The 24569-nt window shown below is 63.6% G+C and carries 18 protein-coding genes; 6 read left to right on the top strand and 12 right to left on the bottom strand.

From position 1 onward, the window contains the following. Nucleotides 1-58: 58 nt before the first annotated feature. Entirely contained in the window at nt 59-1033 is a 975-nt protein-coding gene (locus PMI07_RS19260) for a 2-oxoglutarate and iron-dependent oxygenase domain-containing protein (RefSeq protein WP_024163943.1), read from the bottom strand. 115 nt (nt 1034-1148) lie between these two features. On the opposite strand from PMI07_RS19260, the gene PMI07_RS19255 reads away from it, so the two are divergent. The 4 genes from PMI07_RS19255 to PMI07_RS19240 are packed head-to-tail and all read left to right on the top strand — an operon-like array spanning nt 1149 to nt 6188. Then, entirely contained in the window at nt 1149-2258 is a 1110-nt protein-coding gene (locus tag PMI07_RS19255; protein ID WP_007758158.1) for a carbohydrate kinase, read from the top strand. A gap of 36 nt (nt 2259-2294) precedes the next feature. Then, nucleotides 2295-3224 carry a pseudouridine-5'-phosphate glycosidase gene (locus PMI07_RS19250; RefSeq protein ID WP_007758157.1) on the top strand — a complete coding sequence of 310 codons (930 nt, stop codon included), beginning with the start codon at nt 2295-2297 and terminating at the stop codon, nt 3222-3224. A gap of 23 nt (nt 3225-3247) precedes the next feature. Then, on the top strand, nt 3248-4072 hold the full coding sequence (locus tag PMI07_RS19245; RefSeq protein ID WP_007758156.1) for an enoyl-CoA hydratase/isomerase family protein: 825 nt from the start codon (nt 3248-3250) through the stop codon (nt 4070-4072). 10 nt (nt 4073-4082) lie between these two features. Then, nucleotides 4083-6188: an acetate--CoA ligase family protein gene (locus tag PMI07_RS19240; RefSeq protein WP_007758151.1), complete on the top strand. Its 2106-nt coding sequence runs from the start codon at nt 4083-4085 to the stop codon at nt 6186-6188. Nucleotides 6189-6274: 86 nt separating this feature from the next. Here PMI07_RS19240 and PMI07_RS19235 read toward each other — a convergent pair whose 3' ends face one another. Genes PMI07_RS19235 through PMI07_RS19225 form a run of 3 tightly spaced genes read right to left on the bottom strand, consistent with a single transcriptional unit; the run spans nt 6275 to nt 12166 of the window. After that, nucleotides 6275-7249: a nucleoside hydrolase gene (locus tag PMI07_RS19235; protein WP_007758149.1), complete on the bottom strand. Its 975-nt coding sequence runs from the start codon at nt 7247-7249 to the stop codon at nt 6275-6277. Between the two features lie 27 nt (nt 7250-7276). Continuing rightward, nucleotides 7277-10753 (bottom strand): indolepyruvate ferredoxin oxidoreductase family protein, encoded by a 3477-nt coding sequence (locus PMI07_RS19230; RefSeq protein WP_024163942.1) that lies wholly within the window; start codon nt 10751-10753, stop codon nt 7277-7279. After that, nucleotides 10754-12166 (bottom strand): FAD-binding oxidoreductase, encoded by a 1413-nt coding sequence (locus PMI07_RS19225; RefSeq protein ID WP_007763568.1) that lies wholly within the window; start codon nt 12164-12166, stop codon nt 10754-10756. Nucleotides 12167-12383: 217 nt separating this feature from the next. On the opposite strand from PMI07_RS19225, the gene PMI07_RS19220 reads away from it, so the two are divergent. Both PMI07_RS19220 and PMI07_RS19215 read left to right on the top strand, forming a co-directional pair. Next, the gene (locus PMI07_RS19220) at nt 12384-13142 is read left to right on the top strand and encodes an FCD domain-containing protein (protein WP_024163941.1); all 759 of its coding nucleotides are present in this window, start codon (nt 12384-12386) and stop codon (nt 13140-13142) included. A 48-nt stretch (nt 13143-13190) separates the two neighbouring features. Continuing rightward, a complete protein-coding gene (locus PMI07_RS19215) occupies nt 13191-14186 on the top strand; it encodes an MDR family oxidoreductase (RefSeq protein WP_007760380.1) in 996 nt (331 codons plus the stop codon). Nucleotides 14187-14337: 151 nt separating this feature from the next. On the opposite strand, the gene PMI07_RS19210 is transcribed toward PMI07_RS19215, so the two are convergent. Genes PMI07_RS19210 through PMI07_RS19175 form a run of 8 tightly spaced genes read right to left on the bottom strand, consistent with a single transcriptional unit; the run spans nt 14338 to nt 24564 of the window. Next, complete coding sequence (locus tag PMI07_RS19210; RefSeq protein ID WP_007760383.1) at nt 14338-15720, bottom strand: M20/M25/M40 family metallo-hydrolase; 1383 nt, start codon at nt 15718-15720, stop codon at nt 14338-14340. Nucleotide 15721: 1 nt separating this feature from the next. Then, the gene (locus tag PMI07_RS19205) at nt 15722-17770 is read right to left on the bottom strand and encodes a hydantoinase/oxoprolinase family protein (protein ID WP_024163940.1); all 2049 of its coding nucleotides are present in this window, start codon (nt 17768-17770) and stop codon (nt 15722-15724) included. Beyond that, nucleotides 17757-19643, bottom strand: coding sequence for a hydantoinase B/oxoprolinase family protein (locus PMI07_RS19200; RefSeq protein WP_007769641.1), 1887 nt, complete (start codon nt 19641-19643; stop codon nt 17757-17759). Before PMI07_RS19200 ends, PMI07_RS19205 begins: the two co-directional genes overlap by 14 nt. Then, a complete protein-coding gene (locus PMI07_RS19195; RefSeq protein ID WP_024163939.1) occupies nt 19643-20647 on the bottom strand; it encodes an NADPH:quinone reductase in 1005 nt (334 codons plus the stop codon). The genes PMI07_RS19200 and PMI07_RS19195 overlap by 1 nt, the downstream gene beginning before the upstream one ends. A 12-nt stretch (nt 20648-20659) precedes the next feature. After that, nucleotides 20660-21649, bottom strand: coding sequence for an oligopeptide/dipeptide ABC transporter ATP-binding protein (locus tag PMI07_RS19190; RefSeq protein ID WP_007772077.1), 990 nt, complete (start codon nt 21647-21649; stop codon nt 20660-20662). After that, nucleotides 21646-22683: an ABC transporter ATP-binding protein gene (locus PMI07_RS19185; RefSeq protein ID WP_024163938.1), complete on the bottom strand. Its 1038-nt coding sequence runs from the start codon at nt 22681-22683 to the stop codon at nt 21646-21648. Before PMI07_RS19185 ends, PMI07_RS19190 begins: the two co-directional genes overlap by 4 nt. Further along, a complete protein-coding gene (locus PMI07_RS19180; protein ID WP_024163937.1) occupies nt 22680-23594 on the bottom strand; it encodes an ABC transporter permease in 915 nt (304 codons plus the stop codon). Before PMI07_RS19180 ends, PMI07_RS19185 begins: the two co-directional genes overlap by 4 nt. Next, nucleotides 23587-24564, bottom strand: coding sequence for an ABC transporter permease (locus PMI07_RS19175; RefSeq protein ID WP_007752025.1), 978 nt, complete (start codon nt 24562-24564; stop codon nt 23587-23589). The genes PMI07_RS19180 and PMI07_RS19175 overlap by 8 nt, the downstream gene beginning before the upstream one ends. Nucleotides 24565-24569: the final 5 nt, after the last annotated feature.

The raw sequence follows: 24569 nt of genomic DNA, 5'->3' as shown, positions 1-24569 counted from the left end.
GATATGTGCCGGCGGTTCTCCGCTTCTGCGCACAGGTTCAGTCGAGTTTAGTCAGTCATCAGCCCTTCGAAAAAGCCTGTTTCGTCTTCAGGTCGATATATTCGCCATAGGTAATCGGCTCATATTTTGCGCCGCCTTTTACAAAAGGCGACAGGCACTCGATCACCGTATCCTTGGCCGGATTGAGAAAGAACGGGATCGACTGGCGGCGGGCAGTGCCCTTGAACCCGGTCGGCGGATTGGCGACCCGGTGCGGCGTCGAGACCCACTCGTCGTTCGTCCAGCGCATGAAGGCGTCGGCAATGTTGATCACGTAGGCGCCTTCGATCGACGGCGCGTCCAGCCATTCGCCATTGCGGTTGCGCACCTGCAACCCGCCGGCCGAGGCTTCCGAGCGAAGGATGGTCATGAAACCGTAATCGGTGTGGACGCCGGCGCGCATCTGGCCCGGCAGCGGCGATTCGTCCTGCTCCGGATAGTTGATCACACGCAGCGCCGAGAGATGGTTCTCGAAGGAAGGCTCGAAATAATCCTGATCAAGCCCGATCGCCTGGCAGAAGATCCGGCGCATATGCTTGGCGAGGATTTCCATTTCCTTGAAATAATCACGGAACGCCTGTTCCAGCCCGTCCGGCCTGTCCGGCCAGGTATCGCCGGGAAGGTTCTGGCCGAAGTTGAGGCTTTCCTTGTAATCGCCCGGCGTCTTGATGCCGAGTGTCGCGGCAAGCGCTTCCTCAGCGATCGGCGAAAATGCGACGCCGCCCACAACGCCGGTGCCGCGGCCCTGGGTCTTCTTCCAGTCCTGAGGGTAGTCGAAGAAGGCACGGGCGAGATTGTAGAGCCTGGACGTCACCTCCGGCGAAACACCGTGGCCGGTGACGAGGAAGAACCCGGTATCGCGGCAGGCCGTCTCGATGGTTTTGACGACGGCCGCAGCGCCTGCCTCGTTGTGGATGAAGGGGCCGACATCGATCACCGGAATGCCGGGAACGGCACCATGGGATGACGCTGGATTGGCGCTCGAAACGGACATGGCTTCCTCCAATTCACATCTGACAAACAGATGTTGACAAAAACATCTGTTGTTGTCCATATCAAAATTAACGAAGTTGCAACGTGGTTCTCGCCTCAAGGACGATCGACGGAACATGGATGACCTTGCGCCACAGGAAGCGGCCGTCCTGGCAATCATCAAGGACAACCCGTTCGCGGGACAGCAGGAGATCGCCACCATGCTCGGGCTGGCGCGCTCCACGGTCGCCGCCCACATCGTGCAGCTCATGCAGAAGGGCTATATCCTCGGCCGCGGCTATGTGATGCCGGCCGAGACCCGCGCCGTCTGCATCGGCGGCGCCGTGCTCGACCGCAAGTACCGCGCCAAGCAGGAGTTCGTCTTCGAGACATCCAACCCGGTAGACGGTGTGCGCAGCCTTGGCGGCGTCGCCCGCAACGTCGCGGAAAACCTGGCGCTTCTCGGCACCACGACCAGTTTCGTCTCGATCGTCGGCGACGACGAAGGCGGGCGGGCGGTGCTGAAACACATGCGCGACCGCGGCATCGATGTCAGCCAGATCATCACCACCACCGAGCGCCCGACGGCCGAATATGCCGCCATCCTCGACACCAAGGGCGACCTCGTGCTCGGCATTGCCGACATGAGCATTTTCGACCTGCTGCTGCCGAACCATATCGAGCGCATCTGGCCGCATCTCGCCGCCGCAAGCTGGGTATTTTCCGACTGCAACCTGCCGGCCGAAACGCTGGCCGCGCTCATCGCCAAGCGCCAGGGCGCCCGTTTCCGGCTGGCTATCGACGCGGTCTCGACGCCCAAGGCGGCTCGGCTGCCAAGGGATCTCACCGGCGTGGACCTGCTGTTCATGAATATCGACGAGGCAAACGCGGTCCTCGGACGCAAGGCGCACGAGACGATCGACGATGCAAAGGAAGCGGCACTTGCCCTGCAGGCGGCCGGCGCGCGCGAGGCGGTCGTCACCATGGGTCCACGCGGCATCGCGGTTGCCGGCACCGAAGGCGCCCGCACCTTCCCGGCCGTGCATGCCCGACCGATCGACATCACAGGCGCGGGCGACGCGATGATCGCCGGCACGCTGCACCGCATCCTGCATGGCGAAGACACCTACACTGCGGCCCGCACCGGCGCGCTGCTCGGCACGCTGACCACCGAAAGCACCGCAAGCGTCCATACGGAATTGTCCGAACGCTTCCTGGAAGCCAATATGCACCGACTGGCCGGCTGAGCCTCAGTCGCCGAAAACGATCCAAGGAATACAAAAATGGCCCTCATCAAACCGAAGCTGAGTCGTGAAGTGGCCGAGACGCTCGCATCCGGCGGCCCGGTCGTGGCGCTGGAATCGACCATCATCACCCACGGCATGCCCTATCCGGCGAACCTCGAAACCGCGCTCGGCGTCGAGGCGGTGATCCGCGAGAATGGCGCGATCCCGGCCACCATCGCCGTCGTCAATGGCGAGTTGCGCGTCGGCCTCGAACACAGCGAATTGGAAGAACTCGCCCAGGCGAAGGGCGTCGTAAAAGCCTCCGGACGCGACCTCGCCGTCGCCATGGTGCGCGGCCAGTCGGCCGGCACCACGGTTTCCGCCACCATGCTGATGGCCGATCTCGCCGGCATCGACATCTTTGCGACCGGCGGCGTCGGCGGCGTGCATCGCGGCGCCGAACAGACCTTCGACATCTCCGCCGACCTGACCGAGCTCGGCCGCACAAAAACCGCCGTCGTCTGCGCCGGCGTCAAGTCGATCCTCGATATCGCCAAGACGCTGGAATATCTCGAAACCCAGCGCGTGCCCGTCATCGCCTACGGCACCGACGACTTCCCAGCCTTCTTCACCCGAAAGAGCGGCTTCAAGGCCGACCACCGGCTCGATACGCCGGAAGAAATCGCCAGGGCCATGTATCTCCACCACCAGCTCGGCACCGGCACCGGCCTGATGATCGCCAACCCGATCCCGGAAGCGGCAGCGCTGACACCGGAATTCATCGACGGCACCATCAACGACGCCGTGCGCGAGGCGGACGAGCGCGGCATCGGCCGCAAGGAATTGACGCCCTTCCTGCTCGCCCGCATCAACGAACTGTCCAAGGGCGAAAGCCTTAAGGCCAATATCGAGCTGGTGAAGAACAATGCGCGGCTCGCCGCGAAGATGGCCGTCGCCTATGCGGCGCTGAAGAAGGCCGGCAAATAGTTCAAGAACAAGGGGAACTGCCCATGAACCAGCAAATGAACGGCTACGAGACAATCCTTTACGAGAAGGATGCCACCGACAAGTTCGCGACGATCACCATCAATCGCCCCGACAAGATGAACGCGATGAACAAGGTGGTGATCCGCGAGATCGACGCGGCCGTCACTGCCGCCGTTGCCGATCCGGATGTCAACGCGCTGGTCATCACCGGCGCGGGCCGCTCCTTCTCCGCCGGTTACGACCTGCAGGGCGGCGATTTCGACGTCGACATCGATTTCTGGCGCGAGGATATGACCGAGAACGCCGAGGCGTTGCTCAACATCTGGCGCGCCCCGATCCCGGTCATCGCCTCGGTCAACGGTTACGCGCTTGCCGGTGCGCTCGAGCTGATGATGTGCTGCGATCTCGCGATCGCCGCCGACAACGCCAAGTTCGGCGAACCGGAAGTGCGCCACAATTCCGGCCCGCCGGCGCTGATGATGCCCTGGCTGCTCGCCACCCGCGACGTGCGCTGGCTGATGTTCACCGGCGACATGGTAGACGCACAGGAGGCGCTGCGCATGCACCTGATCAACAAGGTCGTGCCGGCCGACCAGCTCAAGGAAAAGACCGAAAACCTCGCCCGCAAGCTGGCCCGCATGCCGGTTCCGGCACTGAAATACACCAAGGCCTCGATCAACAACCAGCAGATGGTCGCCGGCCTGATGCCGTCCTTCCAGTACAATATCGAGGCGATTGCCGCTCTTCACGTGACCAGGCAAGGCCGCGAATGGATGGCGAACCTCGCCAAGATGTCACTGAAGGAATACCTCGCCTTCCGCGACGATCCCTTCAAGGGCCTCGACTGAGGCCCTGGTCATGACGGCCAACACGCCTGAGGCGATGCAGGCCCTCATGGCGCCGCGCTCCATTGCAGTTGTCGGCGCCACCGAGCGCGCCGACGCCTCCTCCAGCTACGTGATGAAGAACCTGATGCGCTTCCGCTATCAGGGACAGATCATTCCGGTGCATCCGAAGGCCGGGACGATCTTCGGACTTCCCGCCTCGCCCTCCCTCTCGGCGTTGGATAACGCACCCGATGTGGCCGTGATCGGCATCGCCGCCGACAAGGTGATCGCGGCCCTCGAAGAGGCCGGAAGCACCGGCGTCAAGGCGGCGGTCGTGCTGGCCTCCGGTTTCGCCGAACTGGACGAAGCCGGCCGCGAGCGGCAGCGGCAACTGGTCGAAATCGCCGAACGTTACGGCATGGCGATCTGCGGTCCGAACTGCCTCGGCCTCTTCAATCTCGGCTCAGGCGCCGCACTCTATTCCTCCAGCCTCTCGACCAATCTCGAAAAGGGCCGCTTCGCGATCCTCTCGCATTCCGGGGCCAGCGCCATTGCGCTCGGCAATACCGGCCGCTTCGGCCTCAGCCACATCGTCTCCTCCGGCAACAGCGCCGCGACCGATATTCCCGACTACCTCGAATTCCTCGCGGCGGACGATGAGACCAGCGCCGTCGGCATCGTCATCGAAGCCATCCGCGAGCCGGAAAAACTCGCGGCCGCGATGGAGAAGATGCACGCGGCCAACAAACCGGTAATCGCCCTCCGCGCCGGCCGCTCTGAGCGTGGTGCCCAGGCGACCGCCGCCCATACAGGCTCGCTCGCCGGCAGCAACGACGCCTACCGCGCCTTCTTCCGCCGGGTCGGCATCATCGAAGTGTCGGACATGGACGGCTTCATGGAGACGGCGACGCTTTGCCTGACGCTGAAGGGCCGGCCCACCAAACCGGGCGTCGCGATCGTCGGCGTCTCCGGCGGCGGCGTGGCGCATGTCTCCGATATCGCCGACGAGGTTGGTCTCTCGTTACCCGATCTGCAGCCGGAAACGGTTGCCCGGGTAAAGGCGCTGCTGCCGCCCTTTGCCACACCGCAGAACCCGCTCGATACGACCGGCGTCGTCTTTGCCGACGGGGGGATCTATCGCGATGTCCTGCATGGGCTTGCAGACGATCCGTCGATCGGCCTGATTGTGGCGACGCAGGATGCACCACTCGGCCTGGACGATTTCTGCGCCTCCGAATATCTCGGCATTGCCGAAGCGGTGTCCGACTATGCCGGGACGGGCAAGGCGCCGGTCGTGTTCATGGGCAACCTCTCCTCCGGCCATCATCCGGCTGTCGAAGCCAAACTCTCAAACGTACCTGTGCTGCGCGGCACGAAAAGTGCGCTGACGGCCGTTCGCAGCCTGATCACTCGGAGCGAGGTCGTTTCCTGGCCCGGCAAGGTCGCGGCGACAAGGAAGAATCTCCCCGCCGGTGCCTTGACCGAGCGCGAGGCCAAACAACTGCTCGCCACCGAAGGACTACCGGTCCCCCGGGAACAACTCGTCACCAGTGCCGATGCTGCCGCCGAATTCGCAAAGCAGCTCGGCTTCCCGGTGGTCATGAAGATCGAGTCGCCCGATATCCTGCACAAGACCGAAGCCGGGGGCGTAAAGCTCGGCATCGCTTCTGAAGCGGAAGCCCGCGCCGCCTTCGACACCATCATGGCAAACGCGCGCGCCTATGCTTCCGACGCCGCACTGCGCGGCGTCTCGGTACAGGAAATGGTGACGGGCGGCATCGAGGCACTGGTCGGTCTTGTCCGCCACGAACCCTTCGGTTTCGGCCTCGTCGTCGGCATCGGCGGCGTGCTGGTGGAACTGGTGAAGGACAGCGCCTTCGATCTCCTGCCGATCGACCTTGCCCGCGCCGACACGATGATCGGCGAAACGAAACTGGCATCGCTGCTGGAAGGCTATCGCGGTGCGCCGAAGGCGGATCGCCAGGCGCTCGCCGAACTCTTGGTCAAGGTATCGGACTTTGCCGCCCGATACGGCGACGATATCGAGGCGATCGATCTGAACCCGGTCGCAGTTTTGCCCGATGGCAAAGGCGTGCGCATTCTCGATGCGCTGATCATTCCGCGGAAGATGCCGTGAAATTGTGTTGCGGTCTCTGTTGGAAACCGGAGGACGGCCCCAAATACCCTCATTCCTGTGACAAGCACAGGAATGAGGGTGAAGTGCTACACCAGCCGCAGCTTTGGCGCCGCCGCCTCCGCCCGGCCGAACCATGACAGCCGCTCGGTCAGCAGCGCATAAAAACCGTCCGCATCGACGTCGCGCATGAACATCGCGTTCTTCGGCCGGCCAGAAACACCCCACCAGTCGGCGACCGTCATGCCCTTGGTGAGTTCGGACTCCGTCTCGATCTCGACGTTGCAGAGCCGGCCGGAATAGAGCTCCGGCTTCAGGAGGTAGGCGATCACGTTCGGATCGTGCAGCGGCCCGCCGTCGCTGCCGTATTTTGCCACGTCGAAGCGCTCGAAATAATCGAGCCAGCCGACCACGGCATCCGAAAGCGGCGTGCCGATCGCCTGGACTGCGGCGACGCGGGCGCGGGTCGTCAGCGTCTTGTGGGTGACGTCGAGCGGCATCATCACGATCGGCACGCCGGAGCCGAACACGACGGCGGCCGCCTGCGGATCGACATAGATGTTGAATTCCGCGGCCGGCGTGATGTTGCCACCCTCAAACAGCCCGCCGCCCATCAGCACGATCTTCTTGATACGGCCCGCGATCTCGGGAACCCGGGTCAAAGCCTTGCCGAGATCGGTGAGCGGCCCGAGCGTGCAGACGGTCACCGTGCCGGCCGGTTCGCTCGTGAGCGTCTCGATGATGAAGTCGACGCCATGCTGTTCCTGGAGCGGCATGGTCGGTTCGGGAAGATCGGCGCCGTCGAGGCCGGTCGCGCCGTGGACATGTTCGGCGGTGACGAGCGGTCCCGTCATCGGCTGGCTGCAGCCGGCAAACACCTTGATGTCGGGGCGGCCGGCCAGCTCGCAGATCTTGCGAATGTTCTTGGTCGTCAGCGACAACGGCACGTTGCCGGCGGCGGCGACGATCCCCAGCACCTCGATTTCCGGGCTGGCGAGCGCCAGCAGGATGGCCAGCGCGTCGTCCTGGCCGGGGTCGGTATCGATGATGATCTTTTCTGCCATGCTGGTCACTCTCGGATACGGTAACGGTTACGCGACATGGGTGAGCGGCTCCCTCGCCCGCCATTTCGCAACGAGATCGGTTTTACGCTTTTCGAAACGCTCGACGGATGCGAGCTTCACATGGCCGAAGCCGCGAACCATGTCCGGCAGCCCGGCAAGCTCGACGGCAAGCGCATGATTGCCGATATCGAGCCCGGCCGAAAGCTCGGTCACGAGATCGAAATAGTCCGCGATAAGCTGCCGCTCCATCCGCCGCTCGGCCGTACGGCCGAAAGGATCAAAGGACGTGCCGCGCAGGAATTTCAACTTTTCGAGCACCGCGAAGACGGGGCGGATCCAACCACCGAACGCGATCTTCGCCGGATGGCCGGTGCGCTGGTCCATCTTGGCGATCATCGGCGGCGCGAGGTGATGCCTGATCCTGAAATCGCCTTCGAACTGTTCGGCGAGCTTCTTTTCAAAACTCCGGTCGCGATGCAGCCGGGCGACCTCGTATTCGTCCTTGTAGGCCATCAGCTTGAAGGCGTTCTTCGCCACCGCTTCGGCAAATCCGGTCACGCCGCGCAAACGCATCTCGGCCGATTTTGCGATATCGACAAGGCCGGCATAACGCGCCGCATAGGCGGCGTTCTGGTAATCCGTGAGGAAGGCTGTGCGACGGGCGACAATCTGTTCCAACGTCTCGGCCTTCGGCTCGGTCTTCGCCAGTCCGGCTTCGCGAGCGACAGCCTCTAGATCGATGGCAGCCCGTCGCCCCCAGCCGAAGGCGGCGCGGTTCAGGGCGATGCCCGTGCCGTTGAGCTCGATCGCCTTGTCGATGGCGACAAGGCTGATCGGCACCAGCCCGCGCTGCCAGGCATGGCCGAGCAGGAACATGTTGGCGGCGATCGCATCGCCAAGCAGCGCCGTCGCCAGATCGGTTGCGGCAACCGTTTCGACGGCTTCCTCTCCGGCGGCACGGCGCAGAGACTTCAGCGTCGCCTCCTGCCGGAAATCGATCGTTGTATCCTTCACGAAGGAAGCGGTCGGCGCAAAATGGTCGTCGATGACGGCCCGCGTCTTGTTCTTTGCAAACGAGGCAAGCGAATTCTTCTGCGCGGCGACGACGATATCAAAGCCGAGCACCAGGTCGCTCTCGCCGGGGCCGATCCGCACCGCATTGATCTGCGCCGGGTCCTTCGCCAGCCGGATATGCGACACGACCGAGCCATTCTTCTGGGCAAGGCCGGTCTGGTCTAGGGTCACCAGGGCCAGTCCGTCGAGCAAAGCCGCCTGGGCGAGGATGGCGCTGACGGTGATGACGCCGGTGCCGCCAATGCCGGCCAGCAGCATACTATAAGGCGTCTCGAAGGTCGCGGTGAACACGGGCAGCGGCAGATCGTCGGTCTTCACCGATTTCGACTTCGCCGCCGGCTTGCGGATGCTGCCGCCCTCGACGGTAACGAAACTCGGACAGAAGCCCTTGATGCAGGACAGATCGGTATTGCAGCTCGACTGGTTGATGCGCCGCTTGCGGCCGAATTCGGTCTCCTGCGGCTCGATCGAGATGCAGTTGGAGACGGCGGAACAGTCACCGCAGCCTTCGCAGACCAGTTCGTTGATAAAGGCGCGTTTGTCCGAGACCGGATAGGCGCCGCGTTTCCGCCGACGGCGTTTTTCCGCGGCACAGACCTGATCGTAGACCAGCACCGTTACGCCGGGGATATCACGCAATTCGCGCTGCACCGCATCAAGCTCATCGCGGTGATGGATGGAAACTTCGCGCGGCAGATTGCCCTGCCAAACCTCCGGCCGCTCGGCGACCACCACGACGCGCGCCGCACCCTCCGCCAGCATCTGCCCGACAATGCCGGGCACGGTGACGTCGCCATCATGCTTCTGGCCGCCGGTCATGGCGACGGCGTCGTTGTAGAGGATCTTGTAGGTGGCGTTGACCTTGGCCGCGATCCCGGCGCGAATGGCGAGCAGGCCGGAATGGAAATAGGTGCCGTCGCCCATGTTGACGAAGATGTGCTTCTCGTCGGTGAAGGGCGACAGGCCGATCCAGGCACCGCCCTCGCCGCCCATCTGGGTGAAGGTCGAGGTGTTGCGATCCTCGTTGCCGATGATCATCATGTGGCAGCCGATGCCGGTGGAGGCACGGCTTCCCTCCGGCAGTCGGGTCGATACGCTGTGCGGACAGCCCGAGCAGAAATAGGCTTCGCGCCGGAGCGCAGTCGCCTCCACTCCAAGAGCAAGTGTCATCTCCTCGACGAACCGCGCCCTGGCCTGCAGCGCCGCGTCGAGCATGCCGAGCCGCGAGAGAATGGCCTTGGCGACCGAGAGCGTATTGATCTCGCCGATCGCCTGCAGCAGCGTTGAACCACTCTCGCCCGCCTTGCCGAACACGCGCGGACGCCGCTCGGCGGGCAGGTTGAATAATTGCGCCTTGATCTGGTCTTCAAGGATCGAGCGTTTTTCCTCGACCACGAGCAGTTCGTCGACACGGGAAGCAAAATCGGCGATCCCCTGCGGCTCCAGCGGCCAGACCATCCCGACCTTGTAGAACGCGATGCCGAGTTCGGCGGCACGGGCTTCGTCGATGCCGAGCAGCGCCAGGGCGCCTAAAAGATCGAGCCAGGATTTGCCGGTTGAAACGATCCCGAGCCTGGCACGGCCCGTGGTTCCCCAGACGGCGCGATCCAGCCGGTTGGCGCGGGCGAAAGCCTGCACGGCGAGCATCTTGCGCTCCAGCCGCAGCTCCATCGCATGCGGCCCGTCCGGCCAGCGCAGCGACAGGCCATCCGGCGCGAAAACCTCGTCCGGAATGACGATCTGCGGCTTGTCCGGATCGAGATCGACGGTCGCCGAACATTCGACGATCTCGGTCTGGCATTTGAAGCCGATCCAGGCGCCGGAATAGCGGCTCATCGCAAAACCGAGCAGGCCGTATTCGATATATTCGCCGACGCCGGCCGGCGACAGTAGCGGCACCATGGCCGAGATCAGATTGTGCTCGCTCTGGTGCGGCAGCGTCGAGGAGACCGCCCCATGGTCGTCACCGACCAACAGCAGCACGCCGCCGTTGGGGTTGGTGCCGATCGCGTTGGCATGGCGGATCACGTCCATGCTGCGGTCGACGCCCGGCCCCTTGCCGTACCACATGCCGAACACACCGTCGTAACGAACGCCCTGGAACATGCCGGTCTGCTGCGTGCCCCACACGGCTGTCGCCGCCATATCCTCGTTGAGGCCCGGATGGAATTTTACATGGCTCGCATCGAGAAATTTCTTCGCACGTCCCATCTCCCGGTCGAAACCGGCAAGCGGCGAACCGCGGTAGCCGGACACGTAACCAGCGGTATTCAGTCCACGCGCCAGATCTCGGCTCCGCTGGATCATCGGCAGGCGCACCAGCGCCTGTGTGCCAGACACCAGGATACGACCCTTTTCCAGCGTATAACGGTCGTCGAGGCTGACCTTGCTGTCCGAGAGATTCGTATCCGGCGCGATATGGATCGACATCTACGCGCGCTCCGCCTGCAGCAAAAAAACCGGCGGTTCGAAGACCCGGCCACGATTGAGAATGTAGTTCGGATCGAATGCCGTTTTCAGCCGGCGCATGGTGGCGATCTCGGCTTCGCTGCGGGCATATTTCAGGTACTTCACCTTGTCGGTGCCGATACCGTGCTCGGCGGAAACACCGCCGCCGACCGCTTCGATGCCCGAGAAGATCGCCTCGGCGACCTTTTTCTCGTGATGGCTGAACATGCAGTAATGCAGGTTTCCATCACCCAGATGGCCAAAAATATAGGTCCGCGCCTCCGGATCGATCTCTTCGACGGCGAGTGCGGCCTTGTCGAGGAATTCCTGCATGCGGGAAAGCGGCACGGAAATATCGAAGCCGATCATCACCCCGGTACCGAACAGATAGTCGTTGATGCCGTCGCGAATTCCCCAGAGCCCGTTGAACTCGCGCAGCGAATTGGAGAGTACCACGTCGATCGCAAGCCCGTCTTCCAATGCGGCGGCCAGGGCCGTTTCGAAACGCTCGTTGTCCTGATCCGGCGCCTGACCCTGGATCTCGACCATGGCATACATGCCGGCCCCTTTTTCGACCGGCGGGCGGATGCCCATATAATCGACGGTGCCTTCATAGACATTCGGAAAGATCGCCTCGAAGGCGGAGAGCAGACCGGACAATTCCACGCGCAGCCTTGCCAGAAGCTCCTGCGCCGCTCTCAGCGACGGCAGCGCCACGAAGGCATTGCGCTCGATCCGCGGCTTCGGATGCAGCTTGAGGCAGGCGCGGGTCACGACCCCGATCGTGCCTTCGGTGCCGATGAACAGCGGATTAAGATCGTAGCCGGAATTATCCTTCGGCAGCCCCTTGAGGGAGGAAAGTATGGTCCCGTCCGCCAGCACCGCTTCCAGACCCATGACCTGCGCCCGGTACATGCCGTAACGCAGAACCCGGATGCCGCCGGCATTGGTGCCGATATTGCCGCCGACGGTGGCCGTGCCGCGCGCGCCGATATCGACGCCGAAGAACAGGCCGACATCGCTCGCCGCCTCCTGCACGACCTGCAGCGGCGTGCCCGCCTTGACGATCATCGTCTGGGCCGCAATGTCGATCGACTCGACGCCGTTCATCCGTTCGAGCGAGATGGAGACCTCCCCCTCGATGGGCCGGGAGGAGCCGGAAAGCCCGGTGCGTCCGCCCTGCACGACAATCGGCTGGCGCAGTTCACTGGCGGCGGAAAGAATGGCGGAAACGTCTTCGGTATTGCGCGGGCGCAGAACGGCTGCGGGCCGGGCGCCAGGAGCGGTCGCATCCGCAGCATAGCCATCCGAAATCGCATCGCCGGTGAGGATCGCAGCGGCGTCCAGCCGGTTTTCGAGGAGGGAGAGAAGACGGTTCGCGCGCTCAGAGGACAAGGACGCCCTCCCGCGAAAATCCTGCCTTCAGGCCCTGCACTCCGGCTTCACCGAATGCGATTGCGCCCATCCTCTTGTCCCCTTGTTTCTTGGGGGCGAGGTTATTCCCATTCCCCTATTTGTCAAACCTATATTTAAAAAGCAGTAGCGTTTTCACTGCTCCCATGGCATCACTATAGACAGGAGACTGGGCCCAGGAATATGCGGGAAGGATGACATGATCCTCAAATACGACGAGGTTGTCCGCACGGGCATCGCCAGACAAGTGTCTGACAATATCCGTTCGGCGATCATGGATGGCCGGCTGAAGATCGATGAACGCCTGCCGACCGAGGAAGAGCTCGCCAAAAGCTTCGGCATTTCCCGCCCGACCGTGCGCGAAGCCCTGAAACGCCTCGCCGCCCAGAACCTCATCCATTCCAAACGCGGCCCGACCGGCGGCAATTTCGTCAAGCGGCCGGATCCGGAAGGCCTGTCCAAGGCGATCACCGGCGCGGCCACCCTGCTCGTCGGCATCGGCGCCTTCGACATCGAAGAGATCATCACCGCCAGGCTGGAAACGGAAGCCGTCTGCTGCCGGCTGGCCGCCAGCAATCGCAACGAAGCCGATCTCGCTGCGATGGAGGCGGAGATCGCGGTGCAACTCGACGAAGCTGTCAGCGACGAGGATTTCTGCGCTTCGGACGTGCGCTTTCACAGGGCGCTGGTGGAATCGACCGGCAACGGTCCTTTGAAGCTGATGATGTACACGGTCATCGAGGCCTTCATTCCGATCACCAACATGATCGTCTTCCGGGTGCGCGAGCGCCGCCACGTCGCCTCGCTGCACCAGGAAATCGTCGACGCGGTACGCAGTCGCGAGGATGCCAAGGCAGCCGATGCGCTCGCTAGGCTGCTCGCCTATGTGCGCGAAAGCTATTCCGCCGTGCTCGACGCGCGCGCCAAGCGCGATACCATCGTGCAGGCCTCCGCTTAAATTCAATCACACCAGAATATCGGCCCACCAGAATATCGGGAGAGAGACATGACCGAGACCTTCACCGCCATGGTGATCGATGCCGTCGACGGCAAGCCGAAAGGCGCCTTCAGAGAAATCTCGATCGCCGACCTTCCCGACAATGACGTGTTGGTCGAGATCGCCTATTCGACATTGAACTACAAGGACGGACTGGCAATCACTGGCAAGGGCCGCATCGCCCGGCGCATGCCGATGATCGGCGGCATCGATCTTTCCGGCACGGTCATCGAATCCCGTTCGCCGGAATGGAAGGCGGGCGACAAGGTGGTGCTGAACGGCTGGGGCCTTTCCGAAACCGAATGGGGCGCCTTTGGCCGCTACCAGCGCGTCAAGCCGGAATGGCTGATCCGCCTGCCCGATGCCTTCTCGATGGAACAGGCGATGGCGATCGGCACCGCCGGATACACGGCTGCTCTCTGCGTCGACGCGCTGGAAAAATGGGGTTCGATCAAGCCGGGTGAAGGCGAGGTGCTGGTGACGGGTGCGGCCGGCGGCGTCGGCTCGGTGGCGATAGCTCTGCTGGCGGCGCGCGGCTACAACGTTACCGCCTCCACCGGCCGGCCGGAAACCCACGACTACCTCGCCTCGCTCGGCGCCACCAATTTCATCGACCGCGCCGTGCTTGCGGAAAAGGGCGGCCCGCTGCAGAAGGAACGCTGGACCGGCGGCGTCGACAGCGTCGGTTCGACGACCCTCGTCAATGCGCTCTCCCAGACGATGCGCGGCTGCGCCATCGCCGCCTGCGGCCTTGCCGGCGGGGCAGATCTTCCGGGAACCGTGCTGCCGCATATCCTGCGCGCCGTGACGCTGATCGGCGTTGATTCGGTGATCGCCACGCGGGAGCAGCGGCTATCGGCCTGGGCGCGGCTCGCCCGTGATCTCGATCCCGCCAAGCTTGCGGAGATTACCACGACGGAACCGATGTCCAACCTGCCGCAACTCGCCGAGGACATTATCGCCGGCAGGATCCGTGGCCGGGTCGTGATAGACGTGACGAAATAGGCCGCAGTTTCTTCCTGGCGGCTCAAGCCGTTCAGCGCAGAGCACGACCGCCCTCCTCACTTCCGTCATCCTCGGGCTTGACCCAAGGATGACGGCGGAGGAGACGAGTCGGAGGAAGGCATTATGACGACACAGGCCTCCGCATCCCCAATTACCCCTCAAGCTTCATCTCGCCCAGCTTCGTCAGCAGCGCCGCACCTGTCTTGATGCCATCAATGAACAAATCCAGTTTCAAATTCTCGTTCGGCGCGTGGTTCGCCTCATCCGCATTGGCGTAAGGCACGACGAACGCCGGCTTCTTCAGGATCTTGGTGAACACGTAATCCGGAAGCGAGCCGCCGACGGTCGGGTAGAGCAGCGGCTCAACGCCGCGGGCGGTGAAGATGGCGTCCTGGATGACCGGTGCGAACGGGCTGTCCATCGGCGTCTTCGACGGCAGCATGGCGTTGAGGGCTATGAACTCCACGTCCGGCGCGTGGGCCGCGACGTGTGCCCGCACCTTTTCGAACACGTAATCCGGCGTCAGGCTTTCGACCAGGCGGATGTCGCATTTGGCAAACGCCTCGCAGGGCAGAACCGTCTTCTGGCCCGGGCCGCCGTAACCGCCATGCAGGCCGTTGATCGTCAGCGTCGGATGGAACATCAGACGGTCGAAATAGCCGCGGTCGAGCGGCGCGTCGAGTTCCTTGATGCCGAGATCAGCCTTGATCGCATCAAGATCGAGTGGCAGCTTGTCGACCGCCTCGCGCTCCATATTGGTCGGCGGCACGACGACATCGTGAAGACCGTCGATGGTGATCTCGCCCCTGTCGTTCTTCATCGTGGCGAGCAGATGCACCAGCTTCCAGATCGCGTTCGGCATGACGCCGCCGAAATTGCCTGAATGGGCATCACGATTGGCGGTCTTCGCGCGCAGTTCGAAGGAGGCCACCCCGCGCACGCCAAAGGTGATGATCGGCGTATCCGATTCATGCAGCGGGCCGTCGGAGGTGACGACCAGATCCGCGGCATCCAGTTTGTCCGCATGCTCCGCCACGAACTCGGCGATATGCGGGCTGCCGATCTCCTCCTCGCCTTCCAGCAGGAAGATGACGTTGCAGGGCAGTTCGCCGGTCACCTTGAGATGCGATTCCAGCGCCATCAGCTGGGCGAAATGCTGGCCCTTGTTGTCGCCGATGCCGCGGGCATAGATGCGGCCGTCGCGGATGGTCGGCTCGAAGGGCGGGCTGAGCCACAGTTCATAAGGCTCCGGCGGCTGCACGTCGTAATGGCCGTAGAGGAGTACGGTCGGCTTGCCGGGTTGCTTTTCCATGCGGCCAAGCACCATCGGATGATTTTTCGTGGGGATGGTCACCGCCTCCATGCCCATGCCGTTCAGCATGTCCACGAGGATGGCCGCCACTTCCGCGATGCCCTTGTTCTGGGCGCTGATCGAAGGATGCCGGACATAATCCATTACCCGTTCGATGAAGCTTTCGCGGTTTTCCTCGATATGCGCGAAGACGCGGTCGAGATCGGTCTGGGCTTCCGTCATGTCACGCATCCTGCTTGCGGGTGAGAAGAACGGCACCGGAGCCGTGTACCGTGCCGGTCCAGCCGGGTGAGACCAATGTCGTCGTGTCGAGCTGGGTGAGGATCATCGGACCTTGGAAGGTAGCGCCGGCACCGAGCGTCGAGCGGTCGACAACCGGAACGCTCGCCACGCCGCTTTCGAAATGCACCGGCACATGGTCGAACGGGGTGACATCGGAGCCCTTCTCCAGAATGGCCGGCGGCGGTTCGACCGTCATGCCGGCGGCCTCGACGCGCAGGGTCACCAGTTCGATCGCCGCTTCCAGCACAAAACCGTAGAGCGCCTTGTGCTCGGCGGCAAACGCAGCCTCGACAGCCTCGCGGGTCTCGCCCCAGGTGACGGCAAGCTCGCCGCCCTGGCCGTGATAGCGCAGCAGCGCGACGGTCGCGATACGGCGATCCTTTTCGGCAACGCCTTCCATGTCGAACCAGGCGGATGCCTGGGTCTTGAGCTCGGCGATGATGCCGTTGGCCATCACTACATCCACCGCACCGGCTTTCGGCAACGTGCGGCTGAACTCGGCCTTGAGGTCGGCGGCCAGCAGGCCGTCGGCGCAGAGGATGCCGGGAGCCGGCGCGATCATGACGCGGGAAATGCCGAGCAGTTCGGCAAGCGCGCAGCCATGCAGCGGACCAGCGCCGCCGAACGGCACAAGCGTGAAGTCGCGCGGATCATGGCCGCGTTCGACCGAGACGACGCGCACCGCCCCAACCATATGGTTGTCGACGATCGCCAGGATGCCGCGCGCTGCCGTCGCCGTCGAAAGACCGAGCGGCGCCGCCACCTTGCCGTCGACCGCCTTGCGGGCAGCTTCGACATCCAGCGCCATGCGGCCGCCGAGAAGTCGGGCCGGCAGATGGCCAAGTACGACATGGGCGTCGGTCACCGTCGGGTTCTCGCCGCCATGACCATAGGCGGCCGGGCCCGGACGGGCACCGGCGCTCTGCGGACCGACGGTCAGCGTGCCGTCCGCCACCTTGGCGATCGAACCGCCACCGGCACCGATCGTCACCATGTCGACCATCGGCAGCGGCAGCGGCCATTCGCCGACCTTGCCGTGCTGGGTGAGGCCAATCTTGCCATCCTTGATCAGGCAGATATCCGCGCTGGTGCCGCCGATATCGACGGTGATGATATCCTTGATGCCGCAGGCAGCGGCAACCGACCGCGCACCGACCACCCCGGCGGCAGGACCGGACAGCGCCGTCAGCGCCGGAGCCTGGCGAATGGTCGCCGCACCGGCGACACCGCCGTTCGACTGCATCAACAGCAGCGGAGCCGCGACCTTCTCGTCCTCCAGCCGCTTTTCGAGCCGGCCCACATAGGTGGTGACGCCCGGCATGACGGTGGCATTGAGGACGGTCGTCAGCGTCCGTTCGAATTCGCGCACCACGGGCAGCACGTCGGTCGAGGTGGTGACGGCGAGATGCGGCAGTTCCTCACGCAGGATTTCCGCCGCACGCTTCTCGTGGATCGGATTGGCGAACGCATGCAGCAGGCAGACGGCAACTGCCTCCACATCCATGCCGCGGATCGCTTCGGCCGCAATCCGCACGCTGTCCTCGTCCAGCGCATCCAGAACCGCACCGCCGGCGGCGATGCGTTCGTCGATCTCGACGATGCGCGAGGCCGGCACCGGCCGCTCCGGCTTCACCCAGGTGTAAAGGTTCGCCTTGCGGGGGATATCCTGGCGGCCGATGTTCAGCACATGGCGAAAACCCTTGGTGGTAACCAGCGCCGTGCGAGCGCCCTTGTCTTCCAGGATCATGTTGGTCGCGACAGTCGTGCCGTGCAGGACCTGGCCGAGCGAGGAAGCCTCGCGGCCGGCGTCGGTGAGCGCCAGGCGAATGCCGTTGAGGAAGGCTTCCGAAGGATCGGAGGGCACGCTCGGCGTCTTTGCCCGCCAGACCTTGCCGGTGGCGCGGTCGAGAAGGGCGACGTCGGTGAAGGTGCCGCCGATATCGACTGCAACGGAAAGGGACGTATCGATAAAGGTCTCAGGCGAGGACATCGACATACTCCTGACGATGGAATGCACGGGTGGCGGGGCGGTTGGCGCGAAGTGCGGCCGTAGCCGCCTGATCGACCTTGGTGCCCTTCACGACAACGCCATAGAGGCGCTCTGCGGATTCGGCGCTGACGAAACCGCCGAGCACGTCTTCGAGAATCGCATCGAGATCGCGGTCGAACGGATGGCCATAGCCCCCGCCCCCGCCGGTCTCCATGCGCAGTACATCACCCTTGACGAGCCTGTTGCCGTCCGAAAGCGGCGGAACGAGACGCTGGTCGGGCCGTCCAGGATTGATGGTGACGCGGCCGGTGCCGCCGCCCATGCCGCCTTTGATGCCCCAGGGCGGGTTCTTGACGCTGTCGATACGCACGGCCAGCATCATGTCCTCGGCGAGGATCTCGTATTCGCGGATGATGCCGCAGCCGCCGCGGAACTGGCCGGCGCCACCGCTATCCTTGACAATACCGTAAGTGCGCAGGCGCACCGGATAACCGACCTCAAGGAACTCGACAGGATAGTTCTCCTGCGCCACGAAATAGACCGCGTCGATTCCGTCCGAATCGGGCCGCGCGCCGTAACCGACCCCGATGCCGTCGGCGAGCAGGAAGCGCTTCAGCTCGCCCGCGTCGTCCTTGTAGTTGCCGCGCATGATGGTGATGACATAGGCCGAGTTGGAGGCCGGCGCCTTGCCGCCCGCCGTGTTGACGAGACCGTTCAGAGCCGACAGAACACGCATCATGGTCAGGCCGCGCATGCCGAGTGCCGCGGGGAAGTTCGGCTGCAGGAAGGATCCCTGGCGCAGGTTCACCGCATCCAGCGCCTGCGGGCCGCCGGCATTGCAGACCTGGCCCGGATCGCCACCGAGATAGAAGAGCCCGAGCGCCATGCCCGGCACGCCGCGGTTCATCAGGAAATTGATCGGACCGGGCGCCTGATCATCGGATTCGGTGGCATCGAAGGTGAACTTGTCCTCGCCATTCGCCAGCTTTTCGCGCGTCAGCGAGAGGCGCATCTTGAACGGGCCGTTGCCATGGCCATCGCTGTCGATCGCATCGGTGAATTTGTGCGTGCCATAATCGAAGGTCTCGGCGAGCTTGGAGCGCACCAGCTTGCGGGTGCGGGTCAGCAGCTGCGCCAGCGCATCCTCGACGACATCGGAGCCGAAGCGATCGAGGATTTCGCCGATGCGCTTCACGCCGACGTCAACGCTCGCCATCAGCGCCCGCATGTCGCCGATGCTCTGTTCGGGAAAGCGCGAATTGCGGTGGAAGATATCAAGTGTCGCCTCGTTGGTGACGCCCTGGTCCATCAGCTTGGTGACCGGAATGATGATGCCTTCCTGATAGATGTCGGTCGCGTCCGGACTGATCGATCCCGGCCGCATGCCGCCGATATCGGCGAAATGCGCCCAGCTCATCACGAAGGCGCATCGCTTGCCGTCCTTGAACACCGGCGCCAGCAGGACCTGATCGTTGGAATGGGAAACGGCGCCGCGCGAGCCGTAGCAGTCATTGTACCAGTAGAGATCGCCGGGCTTCATCGTATCGGCCGGGAACTTGTCGAACACCGGGCCGGTCATGTCGCCGAACACCGGCACCATCGAGCCTACCGCCATCACGCCTTCGCCATCGAACAATGCGGTATAAAAGTCTTTCTTTTCGCGGATGAAGGCGGAGATGGCAGTGCGCTCGAGAAGAGCCTCCATTTCCGATTGAGCAGCGGCGATCGCGCCACGGATGATTTCGAGCGAAACGGGATCGCAGACGGACCCTTCCGGTTTTACCGCCCTGGCGGGCGTGCTTTCGCTTTCCTTGGGATTGTACATCTTGGAATCCTCGTTGGATGCTGTGGAATGGATCGATCGGGTGCTCATTAGGCACCTCCGATCAGAACGACGACATTGCCGAGACCGCCGCGCTCGACGCGCTCATGGGCCTTGGCGATATCGTGAAGGGGAAATGTCGCGCCGATGGCGACCTTGAACCTGCCGGCATCGGCAAGCTCGGCGATCATCCTTTCACCCGCCAGCCGCTGATCCTCCGGGATCAGGAAACCCTGGATGAAGCGCAGGTTGGCGCCTTTGGCTGCGAAGGCGTAGTAGGGAAGCACAGGCGTCGGATTGCTGCTCGACGAATAGGAGGCGACAGTGCCGTTGCGTTTGAGTACGGCCGCGTCGAGTTCCAGGTTTGCCCCGAAATCGACCTCTACGACGCGGTCGACACCTTCTCCGTTGGTCAGTTCAAGGATACGGGCCGATACGTCTTCCGTCTTGCGGTCGATTGTTGCGAAGGCACCGGCTTCCTTCACATGCACCGCAGCCTCCACAGTGCTGACAGTGCCAATCACCCGCGCTCCGCCGGCAACCGCCATCTGCACTGCAAAATGCCCAACCGCACCGGCCGCGCCGTTCACGAATATCATCTGGCCGGTCACCGGCCCATCCGCGAAGACCGCACGATAGGCGGTCATCGCCGGCACGCCGAGATTGGCGCCATCGGCGAAACTCAGGCTATCGGCAAGCTTCACGGCCTGATGGGAGGCAATGGCGATGAATTCGGCGGCGGTGCCGAAGGCGCGGCCCGCCTCTCCATAACCGCCCTGGGCATTCCACATCCAGACCCGTTCGCCGATACGGCCCCGGTCCACGCCCGACCCCACGCCGACGATCTCGCCGGCACCATCCGTATGCGGGATGATCAGCGGGTGGTCCATGCCCATGCCGCGCCAGCCGCCGCGGCGTTTCACGTCGGCAGGATTGATGCCGGACGCATGCACGCGCACCAGCACCTCGCCGGGAGCGGCGACCGGTGCAACCATCTCAGCCACAGATAGAACCTCCGCGGCAAGACCGGTGCGTGTGTAGGAAGCGGCGAGCATCGATAACTCCAATCAGTACAGATGGCAGGCGACGGTGCGGGTGCCGACCGGTTTCGGCTGCGGTATTTCGGCCGCACAGCGCGCATGGGCTGCCGGACAGCGGTCGCGAAAGACGCAGCCGGAAGGTGGATTGCGCGGGTCCGGCGCGCCGCGGCCGATCGGCAGCGGATCATGGCTCTGGTCCGGGTTCGGCACCGGAACGGCGGCGACGAGCGCCTTGGTATAGGGATGCAGCGGTTCGCGGACGATATCCTCGGTCGGCCCGTCCTCCATGATCCGGCCGAGATACATGACGATCGTCCGCTCGCAGACGTAGCGAACCAGCGCCAGATCGTGGCTGATATAGATGGCGGTGAGGCCCAGCCGGTCGCGCACGTCGCGGAAAACGTTGAGCACGCCGGCGCGCACCGAGACGTCGAGCATCGAGACCGGCTCATCGGCCACCACGAATTCCGGCTGCAGGATCAGCGCCCGCGCCATCACGACGCGCTGCAGCTGGCCGCCGGAAAGGTGATGCGGATAACGGTCGAGGAACTGCGCCGGCTCGGGCAGCTTCACCAGTTCGAGCGCTGTGATGATCCGGCCCTCGCGCTCGCGCTTCGGAATGTCGGCATTTTCCAGCGGCTCGGCCAGCGTCTGGCGGATGGTGAAGCGCGGATTGATCGCGTCGAAAGGGTTCTGGAAGATCAGCTGCGCCTTGGAGCGGAACTTCTTCAGCCTGCTGCCGCGCACCGCGCCGACCTCCTCGCCATCGAAATGGATCGTGCCGCCGGTCTTTTCCTCGAGCTTCAGCAGCAGCCGGCCCATCGAGGTCTTGCCGCAGCCGGATTCGCCGAGCAGTCCGACGCTTTCACCGCGCCGGATATCGAAGCTGACACCATCGACCGCTTTCACCACCGTCGACTTGCCGCGCATCGCCGCGAACGCCCCGCCGACGGCATAATGCAGCTTGGCATCGAAAACGGAGACCAGAACATCCGGCTTTTTGGTGATCATGTTCATGCCGGGGCCATCCATGTCTCCGTCTTGGCGGATTCGATACGCAAGGCAGCACTCTCATGGGCACGGTGGCAGAGCACCGGATGATCCGGCGCAACCTCGATGACCGGCGGCTCGGTGCCGCAGATGTCGAGCGCGAAAGGACAGCGCGGCTTGAACCGGCAGCCGGCAGGCGGCGAAGCAAGGTTGGGCGGCGCACCCTCGATCGGCGTCAGGATGCCGGAAGCGGCCCCCTGCAGATCGGGAAAGGCGTTGCGCAGGCCCATCGTATAGGGATGCGACGGCGCGGTGAGCGCCGCCTGCATCGTGCCGGATTCGGCCACCTTGCCCGCATACATGACGACGGTGCGGTCGCAGATATAGGCGACGACCGAAATATCGTGGGTGACGAGGATGACCGAAACGCCAAGGCGCGTCTGCAATTCCTTGAGCTGGTCGAGGATCTGCCGCTGCACGATGACGTCGAGCGCCGTCACCGGTTCGTCCGCGATGATCAGCTTCGGATCGAGCGCGAGGGCCAGCGCGATCGCGACACGCTGGCGCATGCCGCCGGAGAACTGGTGCGGATAATCGTTCAGGCGGTTCGCATCGATGCCGACCATCTCGAACAGTTCTTCGGAACGGGCACGGGACTGTTTGCGGCTCAGGCCACCGCGGCGACGTAGCACTTCGTCGAGCTGGTATTCCACCGTGTAGACCGGATCGAGCGAGTTCATCGCGCTCTGGGGAATGAAGGCGATATCGCGCCAGCGCAGCGCATTCATCTCCTTTTCGGGGATCTTTGCGAGATCCTTGCCGTCGAACAGGATCTGTCCGCCGGTAATAGCGGCATTTTCGGCAATCACCCGCGTCAGCGCCCGGGCGACGGTCGTCTTGCCGCAGCCGGATTCGCCGACGAGGCCAGTGATCGAGCCGCGCGGAATGTCGAAGCTTGCGCCATCCACGGCGTGGACGAAATTGCGCCCCACCTGATAGCTGACCCGCAGATCCTTCACTGAAAGAAGGGGGTCTCGAACGGAGAGAAGAGGTTCGCTCATCGGCTCAACTTCGGGAAGAGGATGTTTTCATAACCGCGGGTAATGAAGAAGCCCGCGCTGACGACGAGGATGATGCAGATGCCCGGCGGCACGAACCAGTAATAGGCCTGCTTGGCGAGCGCCTGGCTGGCGAACGCATCCTGCAGCATGTAGCCCCAGCTGATCGAATCCGGATCGCCGAAACCGAGGAAGCTGATCGACGCCTCGGTCAGGATCGCCCAGCCGATCGCGATCGATCCGTAGAGGAAGGAGAGCGGCAGGATATTCGGCGCGATATGGCGCAGGATGATCTTGAAGTCGGAAGACCCCGCCACCCGCGCCGCCTCGACATAACCGCGGGTCCGAAGCGTCAGCACCTGGCTGCGGATGACGCGGGCCGTATCACGCCACAGGACCAGCGCCATGGCGATGACCACGTTCCAGATCGACGGCCGCAGGAAGGCGGCAAGCACGATGACGAAGGGCAGGAAGGGAATGCCGAAGGCGATATCGGCAAGCCGCATCAGGATGGCATCCACCCAGCGCCCGAAATAACCGGCGACGAGACCGATGACCGAGCCGATCAGCGCCACCATGAACGCGGCAGTGATGCCGATCAGCAGCGCCGAGCGGCTGCCGTAAACAAGCTGCGAGAAGATATCCCGGCCGAGGCTGGTGGTTCCCATGATGAAACCGTCCTGCCCCGGCCGGAGGTCCGCCGCGAGATCGTAGGCTGGCGTGTAGAGGATTTCGGTCGGGTCATGCGTGGCGATCTGATCGGCAAACACCGCAACGACGATGAACACCAGATAGATGAGAAGACCGGCGACCGCGAACGGGTCGTTCATCGGAAGTCTCAGCGCGCGAAACATCCGGGCGATAATATTGGGACGTCTCGGCTTGATGATGGCGGGTGCGGCGATCTCAGGCATGGGAAATCCTTGGATCGAGGAAGGCATAGAGCAGGTCGGCAAGCAGATTCATGAAGATCACCACGAGCGCGATCATCAGGAATGCGCCCTGCGCCAACGGATAGTCGGAAGCGGCGACAGCGTTCACCAGCTCGCGGCCGAGGCCCGGCCAGGAGAACACCGATTCCACCACGACATTGCCCTGCAGCTGATAGCCGACGGCAATAGCGAACGAGGTCATCACCGGCAGCAGCGCGTTGCGGGCCGCGTGGCGCACCACCACCGTCCAGTTCGACAGGCCCTTGATGCGGGCCATGGTGACGAAGTCCTCCTTCATCACGTCGAGCATGTTGGAGCGCATCAGGAGAAGCGGCAGGCCCTGGCTGTAGATCGCCAGCGTCGCCGCCGGCAGCGCCAGATGGGCGAGGAAGTCGCGCGAGGTGTAGAGGTCGAGGAAGCCGGAATATTCGTTGCCCGGAGCGCGCGTGCCACCGGCCGGCAGCCAGCCGAGCGAAAACGAGAAGATCGCCAGCATCACCATGCCGAGCCAGAATTCCGGCATGGCGCGGGTGGTGAGCACCAGCGGAATGGCCGCCTGCTCCACCCAGCTTCCGCGGCGCCAGGCGAGATAGGCGCCGGCGAGAATGCCGAAGACATAGGCGACGATCAGCGAAGAAAAGGTGAGGATCAGCGTGTTCGGCAACAGGATCCAGATCCGCTGTCCGACCGGTTCCCGATAGCGAAAACTCTGGCCGAGCTCGCCCTGCAGAAGGTTGCCAAGATAGATCAGGTATTGATGCCACAACGGCTTGTCGAGGCCGAACTGGGCCATCAGCTGCTGCTGCTGCTCGAGCGTAAAGGTCGGGTCGATATAGGCGGCCATCGGATTGCCCGGCATCAGCCGGAACATCAGAAACAGGATGGTCACCACCGCCCATAAAACAAGAGCGAGCTGCAGCAACCTGCCGCCCACAGCCTTGAAATTCTTCATCTGAA

The organism is Rhizobium sp. CF080 (genome assembly GCF_000282095.2).
In the GTDB taxonomy this organism is placed as follows: Bacteria; Pseudomonadota; Alphaproteobacteria; order Rhizobiales; family Rhizobiaceae; genus Neorhizobium.
Note: the sequence above shows the minus strand (reverse complement) of the source record. Positions and strands in the feature narration are given on the sequence as shown.